A 23,803-nucleotide genomic window follows, 5' to 3' on the forward strand; every position below is an offset into this window, starting at 1 on the left:
GTGGCTGGCATTCCAACCCGGGTGACCAGGCCGGAGGCCGGCGGTGGTGCTGCGATCGTCAGGGTATGTAACGACCCCGGCCCGGCCATGATTCCAGCCCACCGGTGCACCCGGCCAGACCCTCACACCACCCACCGCCGGACAAACCACCCACGCCACCTCGACACGGCGGTCTCCAACCTGCCCTCACGCGCGTGATCAACTCGGCTTCACAGAAACCGGGGCATCCCGGACGGCAGGACACGCCGATATCAAGGAACGCGAGTGGATCACGGAAGGGCTGACCGCATGAAACCGACGAAACAGACAGGCTGGCGCCCGTCGGAGTGATCCGACGGGCGCCAGCTTCGGTGCTGTCCGGGCGCAGCCCGGTGGTGTGAACTAGTGCGCCGCACCACCGAAGCGCTGGCGGCGACGCCAGGCCAGGGTCAGCAGCAACATCACCGCTCCGGCGCCGACCAGGCCGCCGCCGAGCTTCATGGGCGTGCCGATGCTGTCACCCGTGACGGGCAGCGGCTGCTTCTTGTGCAGCACGCGCAGCTCGGTGCTGGCGGTACGGCCGGACTCCCGGCCCGTGGCGGTGAAGGTCAGCAGACCCGTCACCGACGGCTTGTAGCTCTTGGTGAAGCGGCCCTGACCGTTGGTGTACGCCGTGAAGTGCAGGGGAGCGCTCGCCTGGTAGGCCACCGGAGCCATGGCCACGGTGCTGCCGTCGCTGCGGCGAGCCGGAGCCGCGCCGCCGGCCGGAGCGGCCTGCGGAGTGACCGTCACGTTGATGTCGACGGTCTCGTTCGGGCCGAAGTTGGTGCCGGTCAGCACCACCGTCTCGCCGAGGTAGATCGTCGGCCGGTTGACGGTCAGCGACGCGGCGGTCGGCGGGTACGGCGGCGGTTGCGGCGGGTCTGTCGTCGCGGTGGGCTGCGGCTGCGGCGCTGCCGCCCCCGCTGCCGTCGGCACGGCCACCACGGCCAGGCCGACCGTGAGCGCCATGATGATGCGGGATAGCCGCATGATTTGGTTCCCTCCTACTGATCACAGCTTGGTGCGGAATGAACTTGGGTGGTCCAGGGGCTGGCGGTGGGGGTCAGCCACAGCTCGGCCTGCCCGACGCCGGTCTTGGCCGTCAGCACGGTGACCTCAAGCGCCCTCTCGGCGCCGGGACCGACGTCGACGCTGGCCGTGGCCACGTGGCGGCGACGTTCGGTGCCGCTGCCAAGTGCCGTCTCGGTCCCGTCCAGTCGGGCCTCCAGCACCGCTCCACCAGCCGGGCTGAAGATCGACACCAACGTTCGTGCGGTGTACGGATCGCCAGCCAGGCCGAGGCCGAGCACGGATTTGCTAAGTCCGGACCTCGGCGCCGTCGAGCGCAGGGTCACCCGTAGCCGGAGCTCACGGCGACCGTCCGACCGGCATTCGCCGACCGTGAGGTTCGCCGTCGGCCGCAGGTAGTAGCCGAGCTTCGCGCCGCTGCCGTCGTTGAGGAACACGCCGACGGTCGGCACGGTGTCCTGTTCCGGAAGCGTCCCGGCCATCCGGCTCTCGCCGAATGTCCGCTGTTCCTCAGGTCGGGCACTCCAGAACAATATCCGGCGTTCAGTGATAGCACGGTCAAATGCGGACAACAACACTCTCGGGTTGACATTCTTCTTGAAAAAGGAGTCGAACACCGCTGACGCCGACGCCGCGAAGAACTCGTCCTGCTGTTTGACGTCGAGGCGCTGATAGCTGTCGTTGAGCAGGGTCTGCACCACCTTCTCGCTGGCGAGCGGGACACCGCCGGGCACCAGCACCGGGCCTGTCGCCTTGAGCAGGTAGGACAACACCACCGGGTCGACGGCGAGCACGCCGTCGACAGTGGTGCCGGTCTTGCGCCGGAACATCTCGCGGTACAGCGCGGCGGCGGTCGGGAAGTGCGGGGACAGGTTGACGTCGGCGGGGTAGATGCCGGGCAGGTCCGTCCAGAGGGCCCGGGTTTCGGCGGGCACCTTCAGCGCCGGGGTGAACCGACCGAGCGAGGAGGTGCTGCCCTGCTTGCCCATCTGCACCTTGCCGTTCTCCGCCTCGATCATCGCGTAGGCGCCGAACATGCCGCCGGTGGCGCGCAACTCGGCGAGGTTCTGCGAGACGAGCAGGTAGCGGCGTGGGCCGTTGGCGCCGAGCAGCGGCGGGAGGAGACGGGCGCCCTGGTCGGCTGCCGTGGTGAGGCTGGCCAGCCGGTCGATCTCGTCGCGCAGGTCGCCCAGCGCCTGCCGGATCTGGCTGACCAGACTGTCGGCTGGCACCGCCGCCAGGTTCTGGCGGGTACGTTGCACCGACTCGTGCACCCCGGTCAGCTCCGTGGAGACGGCGGCGAGCCGCGCGAGGTCCAACCGGCCGCCGGTCGGCACCAGGCTGGTCAGGTCCGTGCGGAGCAGGGTCGGGAACGCGTGCCGGGCCAGTTCGTCGATGGCGACGGCGATCTGCGCGACAGCGTCGAGGTCGTCGCCGGCGATCGGCGTGTGCCGTCCGAGCCGCCAACTCGGGTCGGCAGTTGCCGAACGGGCCGCTTTGGCCTGCTCCTGGAGGGCGGCGAGCGTTCGCAGGGCACGGTCGGTGTCCCCACCGACGATCTGGGCGCTCAACTCCCGGGCCAGGCCGGCGGCGTTGAGCAGGTGGGTGCGCGCCTGCCAGCCCCGGAAGCCGACCCACCCGGCGGTCGCCAGTAGCAGCGAGCCGACCACCAGGGCACCGAGCAGCGCCCGTCGCAGTCGGGCCCGCCGACGACGTCGGGACCGGCTCCGCCGCCGGATCGGCCGTTCGCTCACCGTCACACCAAACTCCCATTCGCGGAACCGGACAGAAGGTCGATTCCCTGACGTTCTTAGCACGTCCAAGGGAAGTTCATCCCGTTATTGCAATTTTCGTCCTTTAAGCGAGCTTTCTTCGTGGTTCCGTGGCGGGCTCGGCGATCCGTCCAGCCGCCTCGTGCAACAGCCGTTCGATCTGGTCCACGCCGCCGGGCAGCGACATCTCGCGCAGGTACGCGGCCCTCCCCCGGCGACCCATCTCGGTGCGCGCCGGCGGCGGAATGGTGGCCGCCAACCAGAACCGGTCGGCCAGTGCCGCCCAGTCCTCGGGTGGGCAGGACAGCCCGGCCCGAACCCGTTCGACCAGCTCGGCCGTGTCCCCACCGGCGGAGGCGATCACCGGCGCGGCGCAGGACAGCGCGGCCTGGAGTTTGCCGGGCACTGTGCTGCGCAGCTCCGGAAGGTCACGCGACATCACCAGCTGGTAGTCGGCGGCGGCGTACAGCTCGGGCATGTCGACCGGTGACCGCCGTTCCAGGAAACGGACGTTCTCCGCGCCCAGCTCGGCGGCGAGCCCCCGCACCCGCCGCTCCGCCGCGCCCGAGCCGACAAGGACCAGATCCATCGTCCGGTCCAGTGCCGCGGCCGCACGGACCGCGGTTTCGAGCCCCTGCCGCGCCCCGATGGTCCCGGCGTGCATCACCACGCACCGACCGTCGCGACGGACCAGCTGGCGTGCCGCCGCGCCGGGTGTCGCCGGGTAGAAGATCCGCTCGTCGGTCCAGTTCAGCACCAGCCGGACCCGGGCCGGGTCGGCGCCGGCGGCGACCACCAGGTCCCGCATCGACGGCGCCGCGACCGCGATTCTCGCGGCGGTCCGGTAGATCCGGGTCATCGTGCTGCCCATCCGCGCCGCCCAGCGCCCCTCGCCCCCCTCGTCCGCGCCGTCGCGGGTCCAGACGTCCTGCACGTGCAGCACCGCGGGCACCCGCCCCAGCAACCGGAGCACCGCGGCGGCGGCGAACGTCGTCGCCGGCAGTTGGAACACGTAGAGCGCGTCCACGTCACCCAGGAACCGGCGTGCGACCAGCCCCGCGCTGCCGGCGAAGGAGAGGTAACTGGCCATTCGGCCGCCGGCGGACGCGGCACCCCCGGGGTACCGAGGCACCCGTCGGACGCTCAGCCGTTCGCTGTGCGTCTCGTGGTGCCACCGCTGCCGCCAGCCGGGATAGACGTGGCCACCCGGGTAGTCCGGGAAGCCGGTGAGGACCCGTACCTCGTGCCCACGCGCGGCCAGCTCCTCGGCGAGGCTCCCCGGGATGAACGCCGGCTCGGGCGGAAAGTGGTAGGACAGGATGCCGATCTTCACCGGTACGCCCCCGTCCCACCAGGATCGCCAGCGACCGGCGCGGCACCACGACCGGCCGGCGTGCGGCGCGCGTACGATGCCGACAACCCCTCCCCGCGCGGCCACCGGCGTCGACGCACCGCCCCCGCGGTGCGCGCTTCGGTGTCCGTACCGATGAGAGGGGCACCGATGGCTGATCGCGTGTTGTTCGTCTGCCACGCCAACCTGTGCCGGTCACCGATGGCCGAGTACCTGGCCCGCCGGCTGCTGGCCGACCGACCCGTCGAGGTGGCCAGCGCCGGCACCGACGCGATCGACGGGCTGGCCATGCACCCGTACGCCCTGGAGGTCGCGACGGAGAACGCCACGGAACCGGTGGCGTTCCGGACCCGGGGGTTGCGCCCCGAGTACCTGGTCGACGCGACGCTCGTGCTGACCGCGACCCGACGCCAACGCTCGGTCTGCACCTCGTTGGCGCCGGGAGCGCTGCACCGGACGTTCACGCTGCGCCAGTTCGGTCGGCTGGCCGCAGCGGCCGAACCGCCCACCGACCTGGCCGACGACCCGTTGCGGGCGGCGATCGCCGCCGCCGCGCAGGCCCGGGGACGACTGCAACCCGCCGCCCCGGACGAAGACGACCTTCGGGACCCGATCGGCGGCACCCCGGCCGACTTCCGACGCTGCGCCGAGGAGATCGAACGGTCGCTGCGACCCCTCGCCGCGCTCATCGGGGCAGCCGGGTGAGTTCCTGGGTGTGGTCGGGGACTCCGTTGACCCCGTCGGCGGCTGCGCTGTGCCGGCCGGACGCGGTCCGTTCGGCCGGCACTGACGCCTCGGCCGTCGAGGCCACCACCCGGTAGGCCTCGTACTGGTACGCCTCCGCCTTGGCCACCTTGGCCATGTTCAGCACGCAGCCGAGCAGCCGGACCGAGACCGAGTGCAGTGACCGGGCCGCCGCGGCGACCTGGGTCCGCGAGGTGCGGCCCTGCTGGGTCACCAGCAGTGCGCCGTCGGCCTGTACGGCCACCACCACGCCGTCGGTCACCGCGAGCAGCGGGGCGGTGTCGATGATCACGATGTCCGCCGACTCGCGCAGCGCCAGCAGCAGGTCCGACATGGCCTTGGAGCCGAGCAGCTCGCTCGGGTTCGGCGGGGCCGACCCGCTGGGCAGCACCAGCAACGACTTGTCGCCCCAGCGCTGCACGACGTCGCCCACCTTCACGTCGCCGACCAGCACGTCGGTGAGGCCGACGCCGGCGTCCAGGCCCAGGTAGTCGTCGACCTTCGGGCGGCGCAGATCGGCGTCGACAAGCAGCACCCGCCAGCCCGCCTCGGCCAGGGCGATGGCCAGGTTGCAGGAGAGGGTGGTCTTGCCCTCGCCCTGCAGGGCGCTGGTCACCGCGATGACCCGGGCCGGCTCGTGGACGTCCACGAAGCGCAGGTTGGTCCGCAGCTTGCGGACCGCCTCGGCGCGCGCCGAGGTCGCGGCGTCGCCCACGATGAGCGGCGCGCTGCGGGCGTTGGCCTCGAACGGGATCTCACCGAGCAGCGGGCTGCCCGTGGCGCGTTGCAGGCCGGCGGCGTCGCGCAGTCGGACATCGGCGACGCCGCGCAGGATCGCCAGACCGATGCCGAGGAGCAGGCCGACCAGGCCACCGAGCGTGAGGTTGCGGACCGGCTGCGGCGAGACGGGGTTGGCGCTGACCCGCGGGCCACTGACGATCTCGATCTTGATCGGCGCCTTGCCCTCCGGTGTCGTCTCCACCTTCTGTACGAGTTCGACGAACTTGTTGGCGAGGCTCTCCGTCACGCGCAACGCGCGGGCCTGGTCGGTGTCGGTGACCGATGCCCGCAGCAGAACGGTGCCGGTCTCGGTGGAGGTACTCACCCGGCGCTGCACCTCGTCCGCGGTGAGGCCGACCGGAGTCTCGGCCACCACGCTCTGCGCCAGCCGGTCGCTGCTGAGCAGGTCAGCGTACGACTTGACACGCTGCTGGAGGAAGAGCCCGCCCTGGTAGGCGTCGGTGACGCCGGTGTTGGGGGTCGTGACGAAGAAGGTCACCGAGGCGACGTACCGAGGTTGGGCACGTACGGTCAGGAACGCCGAGACGCCGAGAGCCACCATGACCGTGACCAGCGCGACCCACCAGTGCCGACGCACGTGGCGCAATTGGCGGAGCAGGTCCATCAGGAGCGCCCCCGTACCGGTCCGGTTACGGCAAAGAACTTCACAAAAACCCCCAAGGTCGTCTTTAAACTCGTGAAACCATTAAAGCGGCTCATACGGCTTATGTCCGGAGTTACCTATATTCGGGCGGCGAGATGTGCGCCCCCATGACCAACCCGGCAAACGCCCATTCGGCAGCGGCGACAACGGGGAAAAAGTCGAAGGCCGATCCGACGGCGTCCGATCGGCCCAGCGGTCGCCGCCGACCGCGCCGCCGGATAGGGTCGACAGCGGTGTGCCGGGAAGCCTGGTCGGCGAGTGGAAACCTGCTGTCCCGACTCCTGTAGGTGAGCCGAAGTTGACCCTCCCCACCCCACCGTCCGGCCCGCGTCCGCCGAGGACCCGGCTGTTCTCCCGATCGTCCTGGCCGCAGGCCCGGCACCTGGCCGACGTGCTGCGCACCGAGACCGTCGGTGGCGCGCTGTTGCTGTCGGGCGCTCTGATCGCGCTGATCTGGGCCAACTCCCCGTGGTCCGACTCGTACACGCGGCTCGGCGACGTGGTGCCCTGGCCCGGCGCGCCCTGGCACCTCGACCTGAATCTGGCCACCTGGGCGGCCGACGGCCTGCTGGCCATCTTCTTCTTCGTCGTGGGCCTGGAGCTCAAACGGGAGTTCGTCGCCGGTGACCTCCGCGACCCGCGCCGAGCCGCGCTGCCGGTGGCGGCCGCGCTCGGCGGGATGCTGCTGCCGGCGCTGATCTACGTGGCGGTGGTGCTGGGCGGGGGCGGGGAGGGCCTGCGCGGGTGGGCCATTCCGACCGCCACCGACATCGCTTTCGCGCTCGCCGTCCTCGCGGTGGTCAGCTCACATCTGCCCCAGGGGCTACGCGCATTCCTGCTCACCCTGGCGGTGGTCGACGACCTGTTCGCGATCACCATCATCGCGCTCTTCTACACCGCCGACTTTCAGCCCGTACCGCTGCTCGCCGCGTTCGCGCCGATCGCTCTCTTCGCGGTGCTGGTGCAGCGGGGGCGCACCTGGTGGTGGGCGCTGATCCCCCTCGCTGTGGCCGCCTGGACACTGGTGCACGCCTCGGGCGTGCACGCCACGGTCGCCGGTGTCCTGCTCGGCTTCACGGTGCCGGTGCTCGCCCGCCGACCGGCGGCCGGCGACCAACCGGCCACCGCCGACGCGGAGGCGGGTGAGGGCGGGCTCGCCGCCCGCCTGGAGCACCGCTGGCGGCCCGTGTCCGCCGGCTTCGCGGTGCCGATCTTCGCCCTCTTCGCTGCCGGGGTCACACTGCGCGGCACCGACCTGGGCGCCCTGCTGAGCGACCCGATCGTGATCGCCATCGTCGCCGCCCTGGTGTTCGGCAAGAGCATCGGCATCTTCGGCTCGACCTACCTGCTGGCCCGGTTCACCCGCGCCGAACTGGACGAGGACATCACCTGGACCGACCTGCTCGGAATCGCCCTGCTGGCCGGCGTCGGCTTCACCGTCTCGCTGCTCATCGGCGACCTGGCGTTCGGGGCCGGAAGCACGGCCGACGACCGGGTCAAGGCCGCCGTGCTGCTCGGTTCGCTGATCTCCGCCGGGCTGGCCGCCACCGTGCTCAGCCGCCGAAACGCGGCGTACCGGAGGGTGGCGCAGCGGGAGCGGTTGGACGCCGACGGGGACGGCGTACCCGACGTCTACCAGCACCCCGACGCCCGCTGACCACGCCGGCGCTGCCCGACGGAACCATGGCGCCGAGGGGTGGCGCGGCGCGGGTTCGCCGTCGTGCCGCGCCGCCGCACCAACCGCGCGCGCTCGCGCTCAGTGGCGACGGTCGGCGGGCGGCAGGTCCTCGGTCTCCTCGACCAGTGCCTCGGCCGTCGGCCCGGTGAGGTCGTCGCCCGGCACCGCCACCGCCTCGACGCGATCCTGCTCGTCGGGCTTGCCGCCGCGCGGCGGCTCCGGGGCGGTGGCACCGCCGGCGTAGCCGTACTCGTTCGGTTCGTCGTGCCGGCTCATCTGGTCATCCTCCCGCTCTTCCCGTTTCACCTGTCGAGGCCAACGGTAGGTGGTGATCGTCCCCGGCGCAGCGCCCCGCTGATTGTCGACCGGACCACGGGGGTGAGCTGCCGAGCGCCGCCCCGAGCAGCTGACGCAGGGCGATGATCGCCACCGCGCCGGCCAGGCCGTTCCAACCCGGTTCGCCGGCGAGCCGGAGCAGGCCGGCCCCGACGAGCAGGTCCAGCAGTACCCGGACGCCGCTGCGCAGCGCCCCGGTGGTGAGCGTGGTGAGCACCCCGGCGACCAGCGCCAGGGCGGTGACCGTCGTGACCAGGGCGCCCATCACGCTCGACGCTCCCCCTCGGCCACCTGACGCTGCTCCTGACGGATCTCGCGGCCCAGGAAGTAGTTCAACGCCGTTCGGATCGTCGCGATGGCGGCCAGTTGGCCGATCTGCGTGAACGACGGGGACACCGCCGTACGCAGCACGTCGGCCGCCAACTGGAATTCCAGGCCGAGGGTCAGAAAGCGGCCCAGCGACAGCCGGATCGACGTGAAGCGGGCGGCGCTGCGGTGTCGCAGCCCTTCGACCACGAACCGCACCGCCGCCCACACCGCGCCAACGAAGATCACCAGCGCGCCGGCCACCTCGACCACGGCAACCAGCACCTGGTCGCCCTGACGCAACAACTCGGCCGGCTCCACCCCGGGCCGATACCCGCCCTCCGGGCAGCTAGTCGGCGCTCAGGTCAGCTCGTTCACCGCCTCCAGGATCAGCCAGAGACCCGAGATGGCGAAGAGGATCGCGGCACCGTACTTGATGGTCTTCTCCGGCAACCGCCGGCCGAGCATCCGGCCGACCAGGATGGCCAGCGCGTCCGCGGCCACCATGCCGATGGTGGAGCCGAGCCAGACGCCGAACCAGCCGTACTTGGTGGCGAGCGTGATCGTGGCGAGCATCGTCTTGTCGCCCAGCTCAGCGAGGAAGAACGCCACCGACACCGCCACCAGCGCGGTCTTGTTGGTCTTCTCCGCCTTGCGCTTCTCCTCCTCGGTGAGCTTGTCCCCGCGTAACGTCCACGCACCGAACCCGAGGAACGCCACGCCGGCGACCAGGGAGATCCACTCGGTCGGCAGCACCGCCCCGAGACCCGCGCCGATGGCGACCGACGCCAGGTGCACCACAGCGGTGGCGACCGTGATGCCGATCAGCACCGGAATCGGTTTGAACCGCGTGGCGAAGGTCAGCGCCATCAGCTGGGACTTGTCCCCCAGCTCGGCGACGAAGATGACGCCGAAGCTGACGACCAGCGCGGCGAAAAATCCCTCCATGACGTCCTTCCCGTTCACGCCGGGAGGAGGTACAGGGGCGCCCTCGACCCGGCTGCAACAGCCTGAGTCGAAGGTCTCGCCCGCCCCGAGAAAACCGGGGCCGCGTGGCCGGATGCGGAACGCACCAGTATGTCGACCACGACATTGGGGGCTACTCCCCTTCGCGCGTTCAGCCTATCGGATCACCCCCGGACCGGCCGAGCCGGGTGAACAGACTCACCGCGCCCGCGCCAGCGTGACACCGAAGAGCCCGTCCGGATCGGTCCAGAACTCCGCCGTGGCGAAGCCGGCCGCGGCCAGCTCCGCGGCGATCCCCTCCCGGTGGAACTTCGCCGAGACCTCGGTACGCAACTCCTCCCCCGCCGCGAAATCGACTGTCAGCCCCAGCACCCGCACGCTCATCGGCCGGGTCGCCCGCAACCGCATCTCGATCCACTCGTGGTCGGGATCCCACACGGCGACGTGCGCGAACGCGGCCGGGTCGAAATCGGCGCCCAACTCCCGATTGATCACGTGCAGCACGTTGCGGTTGAACTCGGCGGTGACCCCGGCGGCGTCGTCGTACGCCGGCACGATCACCGACGGGTCCTTCACCAGGTCCGTGCCGAGCAACAACCAGTCGCCGACCTCCAGAGCGGCGCGCATCGCCGTCAGGAACTCGGCCCGCTCGGCAGGCAACAGGTTGCCGATGGTGCCGCCGAGGAACACCACCAACCGCCGACCGCCGGTGGGCAGCCGGTCCAGTTGCCGGGTGAAGTCCCCCACGATGCCCCGCACCCGCAGGCGGGGATAGTCGGCCGCGATCTGGGCGGTGGACCCGCGCAGCGCACTGACCGACACGTCGAGGGGGACGAACGTGCCCAGCCCACCGCGGCGGGTGAAGGCGTCCAGCAGCAGCCGGGTCTTCTCCGACGAGCCGGAACCCAACTCGATGAGCGTCTTGGCCCCGGTCAGCGTCGCGATGTCGGGAGCGTGCACGGCCAGCACGGCCCGCTCGGCCCGGGTCGGGTAGTACTCGGGCAGTCGGGTGATCTCCTCGAAGAGTTCGCTGCCCCGGGCGTCGTAGAACCACTTCGGCGGCAGCCACTTCGGCTCGGCGCTCAGCCCGGCCCGGACGTCGTCGCGCAGGCCACGCTCCAGGTCGCCCTCTTCGAGGTAGATCTCCAGGGGTTCCGCTGTCATCGGTTCGCTCCTTTCGTTCGATCAGCCGTTTCGTGCCTGCCCGGCCCCGCTCACCGGGTCGGCAGTGGACGTACCCGCACCTCACCCGGGGTGGCGACGAGGAGGTGCCCCTCCGGCACCGACCGCCACCCGGGATCGTCGTCATGCGGTTCGGACGCGAGCAGCACCGAACCTGGCGACTCGCGCACCGACAACGCGTGCCCCGCCACGCTGGCCACCACCCGATGCCCGTCGGTGAGCAGCAGGTTGAGCCGCGACCCGGGGGCGGCGGCGGCGACCTCGGTCACCGTCCGCCCGAGCGCCTCTACCGGGTCGGCGCCGGCGCGCAACCGATGCCGCACCAGCGCCCAGAGCAGCGCCGAGTCGGTCGAGGCGTCCAGAGTGAGCAGGTCACGCACCGGCAGACCGGCGGCGAGCGGCACCACGGCGTCCGGCCAGCCGCGGACCACACCGTTGTGGCTGAACAGCCACCGCCCCTCCGCGAAGGGCGCCGCCGCACCGTCGAGCACCGCCATCCCGACCGTGGCCGAGCGCACCGCCGCCACCACCGCCGCGCTGCGGGTCACCGCCGCCAGTTGGGCGATGGTCGGGTCGCTCCAGATCGGCTGCGCCCGCCGGTACCGCACCGGCTCACCCTCACCCGGGTACCAGCCGACACCGAACCCGTCGGCATTGATCGTGCCGCCGCCACGCATGTCGCGAGGCGCCCAGGACTGCCGCACCAGCGAGTGCGGAGGGTCGAACAACAACTCGGCCAGGGTGACCGGCGGCCCCAGGTAGGCCAGGTGGCGACACATCAGCGCCCCCGGCCCGCCGCCGGGCCGCCGGTCGTGCGGCGACTCACCGGTACGACTCGTCCGGTCGCGCGTCCCGGGCGCAGCGGAAACCGCTGAAGATCTGCCGGCGGATCGGATAGTCCCAGTTACGGAAGGTGCCCCGGCAGGCAGAGCGGTCGGTGCCGAACGAACCACCACGCAGCACCCGGTGATCGCTGCCGAAGAAGACCTCCGAGTATTCCCGGTAGGGGAACGCGGCGAACCCCGGATGCCCGTCGAACGCTGTCGAGGTCCACTCCCAGACATCGCCGATGAGCTGGTGCACACCCAACGGCGAGGCGCCGCCCGGGTACGCGCCCACCGGCGCCGGCCACAGATGGCGTTGGTCGAGGTTGGCGTGCGCCTCGGTCGGGTCGTCGTCCCCCCAGGGGTAACGACGCGAGCGCCCGGTCGTCGGATCCCAGCGGGCCGCCTTCTCCCACTCCGCCTCGGTCGGCAGCCGCTTGCCCGCCCACGCCGCGTACGCCTGCGCCTCGTACCAGCACACATGAACCACCGGCTCGTCGGCGCGGACGCGCGCCCACTGACCGAAGCGCCGATACGACCAGTCGTCGCCGTCGGAACGCCAGTGCATCGGGGCGGTCAGCTGCTCCCGAACCCGATGCTCCCAGCCGGCATCGCTCCACCAGCGCTGTTCGGTGTAGCCGCCGTCGGCGATGAAGGCCGCGTACTGGCCGTTGGTCACCGGAGCGGCGTCGATGACGTACGCCGGGAGGTCGACCCGGTGCGCCGGACGTTCGTTGTCCAACGCCCACGGATCGGTGTCGGTGCCCATGGTGAACTCGCCGGCCGGCACCAGCACCTCCGCGCCGATCCGGACCGACGGCTCGGGCGGCGCCGGGGCGCGCAGCACCGCCGGCCCCGAACGCAGCTGGTGGGTGGCGAGCATGGTCTCGTCGTGCTGCTGCTCGTGCTGCACGATCATGCCGAAGGCGAACCCGTCGGCGACCAGCGGCCGCTCGGTGAAGGTCACCGCGTCGAGCAGGTCGTGCACCTTGTCCCGAACGGTGGCCAGGTAGGCGCGCGCCTCCGCGGGCGGCAAGAGGGGCAGCGCGGGGCGGTCCCGGCGCGGCTGCTTGAACGCGTCGTACAACTCGTCGATGTCGCACCGGACCGGCTCCCGGCCCCCGACGTCCCGGACCAGCCAGAGCTCCTCCTGGTTACCGACATGGGCGAGGTCCCAGACCAACGGCGACATCAGCGGTGAGTGCTGGCGCATCAGGTCGGCGTCGTCGACCGCCTCGGTCAGCACCGCGGTGCGGGCGCGGGCCCGCGCCAACTCCACAGCGATGTGGTCGCGCAACCGCTCGCCGTCGACCCGGCCCGCCTGCGGGCCTCGCACCACCGGCTCACTCCTCGCGCTCACTGGTGTCTCCTCTCCGCGGCGGCCAGCCGCTGGCGTAGCCCTCGCCGGATCTCGTCGTGGGTGCTGGCCGGCAGCTCCAGTCGTGGCATGGTGCTCATGGCCAGGTCGAGCAGGGCCGCCGCGGCAGCGGCCAGCGCCGGGTCGGCCAGGCCGTGTCGGGCGGCGGCCGACCAGCGGTGCGCCACCGGCGTGGCGATCGTGTACGCCTCGCGCACGGTGCCCGGGTCAGCGAACAGGGCGGTCAGCACCGCCAGTGGCAGCCGCCAGCCCCGATCGGGTTGGGCGTCGAGGTAGCGCAGCTCCAGGTAGCCGCGCGGCCGTACCGGCGGAAAAAGAGTGCTGACGTGGTAGTCGAGGTCATCGGTGGTGGGCGGTCGTGGCAGCGCGCCGTCGAGCCAGTCGGCGAAGGTCACCCCGGGCGGCGCGGCCCAGTCGGCGCCGTGTCGGCGCAGACAGAGCAGCGGCGCGGCGAGCACGTAGCTGATCCAGGAGTCGATCGGATCGTCCTCGGTTCGGAAGGGCGACCAGACCGGGCGGGTGCGAGCCGGGTCGATGGCCAGCCAGGCGGCCATCCGGGCGGAGGCCCAACCGGTGCGCCGCCCAGCGTGTCGGGTGGCGGAGGCGAACGCCGCGAGCAGTGGGGGCCCGACCGCGTGGGCCGCGGCCCACCGGGCAGGGACCTGGTCCGGCTCACCGGCGTCGAGGCAGATCTGCAGGCCGGCGGTGCTGTACATCATCGTGCGGCCGGCCGGGCCGTGGCGGTCGAAGGCTCCGCGCATCGCGCGGTAACGGGGAGTTTCCACCACCGGGCGGGGCCGTCGGTGGGGGTCGATGCCGCTGCTGCCGAGGATCAGCCCGGCGGCGGCCAGCAGGTCGGTGACCTGGGCGATGTCGGCCTCGGTGGCGCGGATCAACACGGCGACCGAGGGGCGGGGCGGGGTGGAGATCTCCAACTGGCCACCCGGCTCCAGGGTGACCATGCCGCCGTGCCGCAGCGGCTCGGCTGGGCTGGTGGCATCCAGCGTGGCGGGGCTGTGCCGCCCCAGCGCCGCCCGCAGCCGCGTCGCGTCGACGGGGCGGGCGGGATCGGCGGCGTCGTGCACTGTCCATTCCAGTTCGACGCCGGTGTGGATGGGTGGGCCGGTCTTGAAGCAGATCCGGGCGAGGTGTCGGACTGCGGCTGCGGACTCGCGCAGGATGGCGCTGCGGTCCAGGTCGGATGACGTCACCAAGGGTCGGGCCCCCTCTCCGTGTGCCAGGTCCGGCACACTCTGCCACCGTAAACCCACCCACCGACACCGTCGGAGGCGTGCACGGGGCCACCAACCTCTGTCTAACAGACGAATTTCCGAAGCAGGGCGGAACCAAACCGCTCCCACCCCCGACTGGTCAGCCGTCGGCGCGGTGGCCCGGTCCCGGCGGTGACGGCGGGGCTTTCCCCGAAGGGGACGGCCTGCGCTTCGCCGACTCGGAGGGTGTGACCTTCGCCGGCTCGGACGGCTTCGTCTCGGGTACCAGCCGCTGGCAGTACGCCTCGACCTCGGCAGGGCCGCCGGCGGCGGTCACCAGCTTCTGGAAACCCGGCGTGCGCAGTGCCTTCTCCCGCTGCTCGGGCTTCTTCGCCCGCCACGCCCGGCACAGTCCGTGCACCTGGCCGGCGGTGGTGGGACCGGCCGGCGGCGTGGCGGTGACCGACGGCGACGCACCCGGCGGCGACGCGAGGCCGGGACCCACCGACCGATCGGGCTCGGCCGACCGGGACGTGCCCTGGTGCGGCGAGGGTGACGGGCGCGACGGTGCCGGTGCGACCGGGTCCGGCCCCCGCTCCTGGGTGACCGCGGCGAAGGCGGCTCCGGCGGTGGCGGTGGCTGCCACCGCGCCGATCCAGGCCACCGCGCCGGTGGTCATCCGGCGAGGGCGTGGCCGCTGCGGCACGGCCGGCGGGTTGACCCGGGCGGCCCGGAACGCGGCCACCGCGGCGTCCTCCCCGGCCAGTTCGCCAGGGCGGACGGGGCCGGCCGCCGCGGCGAGCAGCGCGGCCACCGGCTCGGCTGGGGGCACGTCGCGGGCGCTCAGGTGCGCCTCAGGTGAGTTCGCGTCCACTGCGGCGCGGGGGCCCTGATCCAGCGTGGCGTCCGGCCGGGCAGAGGCCGCGTCGAGCAGCCGCTCGGTGTCGGCGTGGTCGGCCCGCCGGAACGGGTTCATCGGGAGTCCTCTCACGTCAGCCGTCCACCGGTTCGACGTGCGATGCCCGCACGGCGGGGTTGCTCCCCACCCGCTGCGGTGGCACCCCCTCGACCCCGAGCGACGACTCGGCCGGGCTCTGCCGCTCCAACAGGACCGCGAGCCGGCGTAGGCCACGGTGGGCGGCGGTCCGCACGGCGCCGGCCCGGCGGCCCAGCACACGGCCGGCGGATCCCGCGTCCAGCCCGATCACGGCCCGCAGCAGGACGGCTTCGGCCTCCCGGGGCGGGAGGGTGGCGATCAGCGCGAGGGCGGTCTCGGTGCCGAGCGTCTCGCTGGCTCGCTCGGCGGTGTCCGCGTCGCTGGCGAGCTCGGCGAGCGCCTGCACCGGGACCGGGAGCGAGGGGCGGCGGCGCATCCGGCGCAGGTGGTCCATCGCGCGGTTACGGGCGATGGTGACCGCCCAGGCCCGGAACTCGCCCCCGGTGAAGCCGGGCAGGTCCCGGGAGATCTGGAGCCAGGTCTCGCTGGCGACGTCCTCGGCGTCGGCCCCGACGAGCGCGGTCAGGTACCGCAGCAGCCCGGGCTGGAGGCTGCGATAGAGAAAGCGGAACGCTTCCTCGTCCCCGGCCTGCGCGGCGGTCACCACCTCCGACAGGTCGGCGGTCATGCGCGGTCCACGCATCGTTCGAGGCGTGTCGGCCCGACCAGCCGGGCTGGCGCGCACCACGAGGCACGAGTCGTCCGCCCGATCAGCACCGGTACCGCACCGCCCTCCACCGCTCTGATTGTGCCCGCGACCACGATTGTCGGGGCGGCGTGTCCGGGGGCCCACGCCAGGGTGGTCGGTCGGCGCGCTGCGCGCCGAGGTAGCCGGGAGGGCCCGAGCCGGGCTAACGCTAAAAGGGGGCTCACGACGCGACAAGTCGGCGTCGTGTCACGGAAGAGTGACAATTATCAACCCGACTCGACGGCGCGTCGTCGTAACGGGCAGTACGCGACGGACGCCAAGCACGCCTGGAGGCGGTTTCTTGCCACCATTGACGACCTGAGCGACGGAAATAGTCGCTTTTCGTGACAGCGCACATCCACACCGTCACGAAGGGCTGGCGTCCACACAGGTCAGGCCGGATCAGCCGGTCTGAACCAGCCGACCGGCGGCCCTGCCACGGTGCGCCGCCCCGCGCCACTCTAGGTACGGTAATGCGGTGTTGTCATCGGAGGTCGTACTCAGCGGTCGCTACCGCTTGGACGAACGTGTCGCCACGGGCGGCATGGGCGACGTTTGGCGTGCCTCCGACCTGATCCTCGGCCGGCAGGTGGCGGTCAAGGTTCTCCTGCCGGCGCTCGTCTCCGATCCTGATTTCATCGCCCGGTTCCGGGCCGAGGCCCGGATCATGGCGGCGCTGCGGCACCCCGGCATCGTGCAGGTCTTCGACTGCGGTGCGGACGACCTCCCCGACGGCGGGCGGGCGGACTACCTCGTCATGGAGTTCGTCGCCGGCGAGCCGCTGTCCAAGCGAATCGAGGCGGCCGGGCGGCTCGACGTGGCCGAGACGATGTCGATCGTGGCCCAGGCGGCCGCAGCGCTCAACGCTGCGCACCGCGGCGGCATCGTGCACCGCGACGTCAAGCCCAGCAACCTGCTGGTGCAGGAGGACGGCACTGTCGTCCTGGTGGACTTCGGCGTGGCCCGCTCCACCGACATCACCAGCATCACCAGCACCAACGCGGTGCCGGGCACCGCCCTCTACATGGCTCCTGAGCAGGCCGCCGGAAGGCCGGTCAGCGGCGCCACCGACATCTACGCCCTGGGCGCGGTCACCTACTGCTGCCTGACCGGCAGTCCGCCGTTCACCGGCGACAATCCACTCCAGGTCGCCGTGCGGCACCTGGACGACGAGCCGCCGGAGCTGCCGCACGACATTCCGGAGGCGGTCCGCGCCCTGGTGTCGCGGGCCCTGGCAAAGGATCCGCTGGAGCGGTTCACGAGCGGAGCGGCGATGGCCGAGGCCGCTCGGACGGCGGTCACCGGCGGCGAGCCGCCGACCGCGATGGCCGGGCCGGTCGCGCTGCGCGACGCTGGGCCGGGCACCCGGACGGACGTGCCGGCCGGGGCGGCGGTGGCGGACGGGCGCCAGCGACGGCGGGGTCCGCTCGTCGGCGCGGCGGCGGCCATGCTGGTCGCGCTGGTCGGGCTCGGCGCGGCGCTGGCCGCGACGCGTGACGTCGGCGACAACCCGGCGGTCAATCTGCCGGCCACCTCGCCGACGGTGGCGCCGAGCGGCCCCGTCGACCTGCCCGCGGCGAACGAGCAGATCACCAGCGTCGAGCCGGGCCGGCCGGACCGGCCGCACGTCCCCGGCAACTCCCCGTCGGCGTCGGTCTCCGCCACGCCGACCCCGCAGCCGAGCCAGACCGTCAACTCGCCGACGCCGTCGGTGGGCGTCACCTCGGCACCGCCGCCCACCAGCGCGGCGCCGACGACGGCCGCGCCGCCGACGACCAGCGCGCCCGCTGATCCACCCGCCACCTCCAGTGCGCCGGTCGAACCGGAGGTGCCGGCGGGCGGTTGATCCGACCGCCGCGCCGACCCCCGCCAGTCCCATCAGCACCGATATCCCCAAAACGGACTTACGGCGCCGAAGACGCCTCTAGGCTCTCAGCAGGCTATTTACACCATCTGCCGCGGGAGCCTGGGTGAGCGCTGAAAAGCTGGTCGTGATCGGTCAGGGGTACGTCGGACTGCCGCTGGCCATGCGGGCCGTCGAGGCGGGCCTCGATGTTGTCGGTCTCGACGTCGACGCCGACCGGGTGAAGCGTCTCGCCTCCGGCGAGTCGTTCGTCGAGGACATTCCGGCCGACCGGCTGGGCCGCGCGTTGGGCAGCGGCCGCTACCACCCGAGCACCGAGTACACCGACGCCGCCGGGTTCGACATCTGCGTCATCACGGTGCCGACTCCGCTGCGCGACGGGACCCCGGACCTGAGCTTCGTCGAGCAGGCCGGCACCGGTATCGGCCCGTACGTACGCCCGGGCTGCACGGTGATCCTGGAGTCGACCACCTACCCGGGCACGACCGAGGAGCTGCTGCGCCCGCTGTTGGAATCGGCGAGCGGCCTGACCAGCCCCGGTGACTTCCACCTCGGCTACAGCCCTGAGCGGATCGACCCGGGCAACCCGACCTGGCGCCTGGAGAACACCCCGAAGGTGGTCTCCGGTGTGGACCCGGCGGCGCTGGCCCGGGTGGACGGGTTCTACCAGCGCCTCGTGGAACGCACCGTAGCGGTGGACTCCACCCGCGTCGCCGAGCTGACCAAGTTGATCGAGAACACCTTCCGCCAGGTCAACATCGCGCTGATCAACGAGCTGACCATGCTCTCGCACCACCTCGACATCGACGTCTGGCAGGCGATCGACGCCGCCTCGACCAAGCCGTTCGGCTTCATGCCGTTCCGACCCGGCCCCGGCGTCGGCGGGCACTGCCTACCGATCGACCCGTGCTACCTGTCCTGGCAGGTCAAGCGCCGCCTCGGGCGGCAGTTCCGGTTCATCGAGCTGGCCAACGACGTCAACCACGAGATGCCCGAACACGTCGCGCAGCGAATCATGGGAGGGCTGAACCGGGACGGCCGGGCCGTCAGCGGCGCCCGACTGCTGCTGCTCGGTCTGGCGTACAAAAAGAACACCGGCGACATGCGCGACTCCCCCGCTGTGGACGTGGCCCGTCGCCTGCAGTCCCTCGGCGCCGAGGTGCACGCCGTCGAGCCGTACGCCGAGGCGCACCAGATCCCGGCCGGGATCACAGTGGTCAAGCTCAGCGAGCGTGAGGTGCGCGCGGCCGACGCGGTGGTGGTGGTCACCGACCATGACACCTTCGACTACGACCTCGTGGTCAGGCACGCGCGCTACGTCTTCGACACCCGCAACCGGTGCGTCGGCCCGACGGTCGAGCGCCTGTAGACCCGGCACCGCTGGCCGGTCCCGCCGCCGGGGAAGATGGCGGGACCGGCCGGCGGATGTCCGTCCGGTCCCTGGGCTCTGACCCGGCCGGTCCGGACCCCGGCGACCGGGTCACTGGTCGGCGAGCGCCTCGACGACCGGGCGGGACAGCGCCCGGCGGGCCGGCAGCACCGAGGCGAGCAGGGCGGCGAGCACCGCGACACCGAGGATCAGCCCGAGCTGGCCGAGCGGCAGCACCACGTGGAAGTCACCGCCGAGGCGGTCCAGCAGGGCCATCGCGGAGGCGCTGACTCCGGTGCCGAGTCCGACTCCGAGCACCGCGCCGACCAGCGCCATCAGCACCGCCTCGACGGCGAGCACCGCCCGCATCCGCCCCCGGGTGAGCCCGACCGCCCGCAGCACGGCGTTCTCCCTGGTCCGTTCGACCACGGACAGGCTCAGGGTGTTCGCCACGCCGACCAGAGCGATCACGACGGCCAGACCGAGCAGCGCGGTGACGAAGGCGAGCAGCATGTCCACAGTCCCGGTGAGCATCTTCTTGTAGGCGCCCTGGTCCATCAGGTTCACAGTGGGGTAGCGGCCCAGCACCACAGTGATCGCGTCGCGGGCCCGCTCGGCGCTCACCCCGGCGGCGGGGTCGATCTCGGCCAGGTAGCCGCGTCGGGCGGGGAAGAGCGCGGCGAAGTCCTGGTCGGACAGGTCGATGACGTGACCCGCTGGCACCTCACCGTCCGGGGTGTCGTCGGTGACCACGGCGGCCACCCGGAACGCTTTCCCCCTGACTGTCACCGCGGAGCCCACCTCCCAGCCGCGGGCCCGCGCCAACTCGCGGTGCACCAGCACCTGCCCCGGCCCGACCCGCTCGGCGTCGCCGGCCAGCACCCCGCTCAGGGTCCGGCCCACCAGCGCCGGGTGGGCCGCGCGGATCTCGACGTCGTCGACGACAGTGCTGCGCTGCTCGTGCACCACACCCAGTTCGGGACGGGAGGCCAGCTCACCGACGAGCGCGGCCGGCAGGTCCTGACCGATTCCGCTGACCACGAAGTCCGTTCCGATCTGGGCGTCCACGCTGCGCTCGATGCCGTCCTTGGTGCTGCGCGCACCGACCATGAACGCCGAGACCAGTCCAATGCCGATCACCAGCGCGGTGGCGGTCGCGGCGACCCGCCGTGGGTTGCGCACCGTGTTGCTGACCGCCAGTTCGCCGACGGCGCCGAGCACTCGTCGCACCGGCCAGCCGAACACCCGGGCCAGCGCGGGGACGAGCACCGGCCCGAACAGCACGATCCCGAAGAAGGTGAGCACCCCACCGACGGCCACCAGGAGCAGCTGACCGGCGCTGGCGGCGCCCGCGAGGGCGGCCACACCGACGGCGAGGACCACCGCGCCGATGCTCAGTCGCACCCGGCCGGCACCCCGGCTGGGCTGTACCGCGGCGTCGGTGAGCGCGGCCACCGGGGCGATCCGCGTCCCCCGCCAGGCCGGCAGGAGGGCGGCGCACACGGTGATCCCGGTGCCCAGCAGCAGGCCGGTGAGCACTGTCGAACCGGTCACGGTCAGCCCACCGGTGACCGGCACGTCCAGGTGGGACAGCACCAGCCGCAACCCGGCGGCGAGGGCCACCCCGAGCAGCACCCCGAGCGCGGAGGCGACCAGCCCCAGCACCGCCGACTCCAGCAGTGTGGACCGGAAGACCTGTCCCCGGGTGGCACCGATCAGGCGCAGCAGCGCGGTCCGTCGGGTGCGCTGGGCCAGCACGATCGCGAAGGTGTTGGCGATCACGAAGCCGGCCACCACTATCGCGACCCCTACGAAGATCAACAGCAGCATGCGGAACTGGTCCACGTTGCGCACCGCGTCCTCCACTGCCTCGTCGAGGATCTGCTGGCGGCTCTTCACAGTGGCTTCGGCGCCGGACACGGCGCGTACCTTCTCGGCGAGCGCGGCGACGTCGGCGCCCGGTCGGGCCGCCACCATGATCCGGCCGTAGCCCCGCTCGCCGGTGAGGGTCAACGCGTCCGGCCCGACCAGGCCGACGAACGGACCGCCGACGTCGCGGGCGGTGCCGGCCACGTCGACGGTGCCCACCAGGGTGTACGGGCGGGCCGCCCCACCGGTGGCGCCGATCCGGACCGCCGCGCCGAGCCCGAAGCCCTGCTCGGCCGCCGTCGGCGCGTCGAGCACCACCTCCCCGGCCCGGTCGGGCAACCGGCCGGCCACCACGTCGTACGAGCGCAGCGCGTCCTCGGTGGGGATCGCGACGAGCATGGTGAAGCCGAGCACCGGCCGACCGTCGGCGCCGACGATCCCGGCGGTGTTGGTCAGCTCACCGGCGGCGGCGGCCACCCCGTCGACCGCCCGCACCCGGTCGACCAGCGCCGGGGGCAGCACCTCGCGGCCCGCCGAGTAGACCCCCAGGTCGGTGTGGCGGTCGAAGGTGCCGGCCCGCTCGTACGCCCCGGTCCGCATCCCGTCGACGAAGATCATCGTGCCGGCGACGAACGCGACGCCGAGCACGACGGCGAGCGCCGAGAGCAGCATGCGCAGCGCCTCGGCGCGCAGCGAACGCAGGGTCAGGCGGATCATGCGGGGCTCCCGGTGCAGGTGGCGGATCGGACCCCTCCGACGCTATGGCCGGTACCGGTCTGTCGATCTCCACCTGTGCGCTCGACCTGCGTGCGCCCCGGGTCGCGGTGCGAACGCCGGCCGCTACGACCCAGGTCGTACGCGGAGTCATCCGCCGGGCGTGACCAGCCCGCTCTCGTACGCCAGGACCACCGCCTGGACCCGGTCGCGCAGCTGGAGTTTGCCCAGGATCCGCCCGACGTGGGTCTTCACCGTCGCCTCGGCCACGTGCACCCGGGCGGCGATCTCCGCGTTGGACAGCCCTTGGGCGACCAGCAGCAGCACCTCCCGTTCCCGTTCGGTGAGCTGCGCGAGTCGAGGGTCGGCGCTGGGGGCGGCGCCGAGCTGCCCGGCGAACCGGTCCAGCAGGCGACGGGTGATCGACGGAGCCACCACCGAGTCACCCTGGGCCACCACCCGGATCGCGGCCAGCAGCTCCTCCGGCGGGACGTTCTTGAGCAGGAAGCCACTCGCCCCGGCCTGGAGCGCCGCGAACGCGTCCGCCTCGGTGTCGAAGGTGGTCAGCACCAGCACCCGAGGGCCACCCGCTGGCCGCTCGGCGCAGAGTCGACGGGTCGCCTCCACCCCGTCCATCGTGGGCATCCGGATGTCCATCACGACCACGTCGGCCTCGGTGCGGGCGAGCACCCGCAGGGCGTCCGCACCGTCGATGGCCTCCCCGACGACCTCCAGGTCGGGCTGGGATTCCAGCACCATCCGGAACCCGGCGCGGACCAGCGCCTGGTCGTCCACGATCACTACCCGGACCGTCATGCCGCGATCACCTCCGTTGCCCTCTCTGACGGTAGCGGCAGCCGGACCTCGACCTGCCAGCCCCCGGTCGGCCGGGGACCGGCGGTGAGGCTGCCGTCGTACACCGTCACCCGCTCCCGCATGCCGAGCAGGCCGTGACCGCCGGACGGCGCCGGGCTGACCAGCGGGCGGCCGCGACCGTCGTCGACCACCCGGACCACGACGGCCTCGGCGGTGTACGACAGGACGACCTCGACGCCGGCGCCGACGCCGGCGTGCTTGAGCGCGTTGGTCAGCGCCTCCTGCACCACCCGGTAGACGGTCAGCTCCAGGCCCGGTGGCAGGGCCGGTGGCACACCGGTGACGGTGCTGCGGACGTGCAGACCGGCGTCGTCGAACCGGGCCAGCAGGTCGGGCAGCTCGGCCAGCGCGAGGCGTCGGTGCTCGGGGTCGGCCGCCACAGCGAGCCCGTCGGTCCCGTCCGCGCCGGCGGGGCCGGCGTCGCGGAGTACGCCGACCAGGCGGCGCATCTCTTCGAGGGCCTGCCGGCCGGTGTCCGCTACCACCTTCACGGCGGTGCGCGCCTGGGCGGGGTCACGGTCGAGCATGAACCGGGCCCCGTCCGCCTGGACGATCATCACGGCCATGCTGTGGGCGACCACGTCGTGCAGCTCACGGGCTATCCGGGTGCGTTCCTCGGCGACCGCCGCCCGGGACTCGGCCTCCCGCTCGCGTTCCAGGGTGGTGGCCCGCTCCTCCAGGCTGAGCACGTAGAGCCGGCGGGTCCGCACGTTCAGCGCGACCAACCACACCGCGCCGGTGACCAGCGCGTACCACAGCGCGGTCACCCACCACTGGATGACGTTGGGGGTCTGCGCGGCGGCCAGCAGCACCCCGACGGCCGCGACAGCGCCGGCCAACACGCCGTCGCGCAGCCGCCGGCCGTACTTCACCACGCTGTAGAGCGCGATCAGGACGGCCACGTCGTAGATGAGTGGACCCCAGCGGGCGATGACCTGGATCAGCGCGAGCGCCGCGACCGCCACCGTCACCGCGCTCGGGTGGGTGCGGCGGAACAGCAACGCGACCGCCATCCCCAGGCCGACCGCCGTGGCCGCCCAACCGCCCGGCTGGTTCACCGCCGCGGCCAGGGAGACGAGGACCACCAGCGCGGCCACGGCCACGTCGAAGGCGACGCCGCGCAGCGGGCGACCGAACAGGGTGCGTGTCACGGTCACCCAGCGTACGTGCCGGGGCGCTAGGAC

The 23,803-nt window shown here is 72.4% G+C and carries 21 protein-coding genes; 4 read left to right on the forward strand and 17 right to left on the reverse strand.

Features of this window, described 5'->3' with window-relative positions; translation table 11 throughout:
- Positions 1-381 precede the first annotated feature (381 nt).
- From AB0B68_RS30870 to AB0B68_RS30880, 3 genes are all read right to left on the reverse strand, one after another.
- Complete coding sequence (locus tag AB0B68_RS30870; protein WP_357208032.1) at positions 382-1,011, reverse strand: hypothetical protein; 630 nt, start codon at positions 1,009-1,011, stop codon at positions 382-384.
- A 14-nt stretch (positions 1,012-1,025) separates the two neighbouring features.
- Positions 1,026-2,804: a DUF4012 domain-containing protein gene (locus AB0B68_RS30875; RefSeq protein WP_357264449.1), complete on the reverse strand. Its 1,779-nt coding sequence runs from the start codon at positions 2,802-2,804 to the stop codon at positions 1,026-1,028.
- A gap of 103 nt (positions 2,805-2,907) precedes the next feature.
- Positions 2,908-4,155 (reverse strand): glycosyltransferase family 4 protein, encoded by a 1,248-nt coding sequence (locus tag AB0B68_RS30880; RefSeq protein ID WP_357208027.1) that lies wholly within the window; start codon positions 4,153-4,155, stop codon positions 2,908-2,910.
- 168 nt (positions 4,156-4,323) lie between these two features.
- Here AB0B68_RS30880 and AB0B68_RS30885 point away from each other — a divergent pair, with 168 nt between their 5' ends.
- Entirely contained in the window at positions 4,324-4,878 is a 555-nt protein-coding gene (locus AB0B68_RS30885) for a low molecular weight phosphatase family protein (RefSeq protein WP_357208025.1), read from the forward strand.
- Here the strand turns inward: AB0B68_RS30885 and AB0B68_RS30890 are convergent.
- Entirely contained in the window at positions 4,859-6,322 is a 1,464-nt protein-coding gene (locus AB0B68_RS30890; protein ID WP_357264452.1) for a polysaccharide biosynthesis tyrosine autokinase, read from the reverse strand. The two genes, AB0B68_RS30885 and AB0B68_RS30890, sit on opposite strands and share 20 nt — an antisense overlap.
- A gap of 337 nt (positions 6,323-6,659) precedes the next feature.
- On the opposite strand from AB0B68_RS30890, the gene nhaA reads away from it, so the two are divergent.
- Positions 6,660-8,018 carry a Na+/H+ antiporter NhaA gene (gene nhaA, locus AB0B68_RS30895; protein ID WP_357264455.1) on the forward strand — a complete coding sequence of 453 codons (1,359 nt, stop codon included), beginning with the start codon at positions 6,660-6,662 and terminating at the stop codon, positions 8,016-8,018.
- A gap of 99 nt (positions 8,019-8,117) precedes the next feature.
- Here the strand turns inward: nhaA and AB0B68_RS30900 are convergent, their stop codons facing one another.
- The 10 genes from AB0B68_RS30900 to AB0B68_RS30945 form a co-directional block, all read right to left on the reverse strand.
- Entirely contained in the window at positions 8,118-8,315 is a 198-nt protein-coding gene (locus AB0B68_RS30900) for a hypothetical protein (protein WP_355009870.1), read from the reverse strand.
- A gap of 4 nt (positions 8,316-8,319) precedes the next feature.
- Positions 8,320-8,640, reverse strand: a complete 321-nt coding sequence (locus AB0B68_RS30905; RefSeq protein WP_357197849.1) for a hypothetical protein — start codon at positions 8,638-8,640, stop codon at positions 8,320-8,322.
- Positions 8,640-9,002 (reverse strand): DUF1622 domain-containing protein, encoded by a 363-nt coding sequence (locus tag AB0B68_RS30910; RefSeq protein WP_357197846.1) that lies wholly within the window; start codon positions 9,000-9,002, stop codon positions 8,640-8,642. Before AB0B68_RS30910 ends, AB0B68_RS30905 begins: the two co-directional genes overlap by 1 nt.
- Positions 9,003-9,041: 39 nt before the next feature.
- Complete coding sequence (locus AB0B68_RS30915; RefSeq protein WP_030338044.1) at positions 9,042-9,629, reverse strand: TMEM165/GDT1 family protein; 588 nt, start codon at positions 9,627-9,629, stop codon at positions 9,042-9,044.
- A 216-nt stretch (positions 9,630-9,845) separates the two neighbouring features.
- The gene (egtD, locus tag AB0B68_RS30920; RefSeq protein ID WP_357197841.1) at positions 9,846-10,811 is read right to left on the reverse strand and encodes an L-histidine N(alpha)-methyltransferase; all 966 of its coding nucleotides are present in this window, start codon (positions 10,809-10,811) and stop codon (positions 9,846-9,848) included.
- Positions 10,812-10,861: 50 nt separating this feature from the next.
- The gene (gene egtC, locus AB0B68_RS30925; RefSeq protein ID WP_357197838.1) at positions 10,862-11,608 is read right to left on the reverse strand and encodes an ergothioneine biosynthesis protein EgtC; all 747 of its coding nucleotides are present in this window, start codon (positions 11,606-11,608) and stop codon (positions 10,862-10,864) included.
- A 43-nt stretch (positions 11,609-11,651) separates the two neighbouring features.
- A complete protein-coding gene (gene egtB / locus AB0B68_RS30930) occupies positions 11,652-12,989 on the reverse strand; it encodes an ergothioneine biosynthesis protein EgtB (protein ID WP_357264480.1) in 1,338 nt (445 codons plus the stop codon).
- A gap of 20 nt (positions 12,990-13,009) precedes the next feature.
- Positions 13,010-14,245 carry an ergothioneine biosynthesis glutamate--cysteine ligase EgtA gene (egtA, locus tag AB0B68_RS30935; protein ID WP_357264458.1) on the reverse strand — a complete coding sequence of 412 codons (1,236 nt, stop codon included), beginning with the start codon at positions 14,243-14,245 and terminating at the stop codon, positions 13,010-13,012.
- 157 nt (positions 14,246-14,402) lie between these two features.
- Positions 14,403-15,218: a hypothetical protein gene (locus AB0B68_RS30940; RefSeq protein ID WP_357264461.1), complete on the reverse strand. Its 816-nt coding sequence runs from the start codon at positions 15,216-15,218 to the stop codon at positions 14,403-14,405.
- A 16-nt stretch (positions 15,219-15,234) separates the two neighbouring features.
- On the reverse strand, positions 15,235-15,867 hold the full coding sequence (locus AB0B68_RS30945) for an RNA polymerase sigma factor (protein ID WP_357197828.1): 633 nt from the start codon (positions 15,865-15,867) through the stop codon (positions 15,235-15,237).
- A gap of 538 nt (positions 15,868-16,405) precedes the next feature.
- Between AB0B68_RS30945 and AB0B68_RS30950 the strand changes: the two genes are divergently transcribed.
- Together AB0B68_RS30950 and AB0B68_RS30955 are read left to right on the forward strand one after the other, a co-directional pair.
- Complete coding sequence (locus AB0B68_RS30950) at positions 16,406-17,773, forward strand: protein kinase (protein WP_357264464.1); 1,368 nt, start codon at positions 16,406-16,408, stop codon at positions 17,771-17,773.
- A gap of 124 nt (positions 17,774-17,897) precedes the next feature.
- Positions 17,898-19,160, forward strand: a complete 1,263-nt coding sequence (locus tag AB0B68_RS30955) for a nucleotide sugar dehydrogenase (protein ID WP_357264466.1) — start codon at positions 17,898-17,900, stop codon at positions 19,158-19,160.
- Positions 19,161-19,271: 111 nt separating this feature from the next.
- Here AB0B68_RS30955 and AB0B68_RS30960 read toward each other — a convergent pair whose 3' ends face one another.
- The 3 genes from AB0B68_RS30960 to AB0B68_RS30970 all read right to left on the reverse strand — a co-directional run bounded on the left by AB0B68_RS30960 (position 19,272) and on the right by AB0B68_RS30970 (position 23,776).
- Entirely contained in the window at positions 19,272-21,746 is a 2,475-nt protein-coding gene (locus tag AB0B68_RS30960) for an ABC transporter permease (RefSeq protein ID WP_357264469.1), read from the reverse strand.
- A 147-nt stretch (positions 21,747-21,893) separates the two neighbouring features.
- A complete protein-coding gene (locus AB0B68_RS30965; RefSeq protein WP_357197819.1) occupies positions 21,894-22,559 on the reverse strand; it encodes a response regulator transcription factor in 666 nt (221 codons plus the stop codon).
- Positions 22,556-23,776: a histidine kinase gene (locus AB0B68_RS30970; RefSeq protein WP_357197816.1), complete on the reverse strand. Its 1,221-nt coding sequence runs from the start codon at positions 23,774-23,776 to the stop codon at positions 22,556-22,558. Before AB0B68_RS30970 ends, AB0B68_RS30965 begins: the two co-directional genes overlap by 4 nt.
- Positions 23,777-23,803 lie beyond the last annotated feature (27 nt).

Origin of the sequence: Micromonospora sp. NPDC049049, from assembly GCF_040649115.1 — a bacterium.
Taxonomy (GTDB): Bacteria; Actinomycetota; Actinomycetes; order Mycobacteriales; family Micromonosporaceae; genus Micromonospora.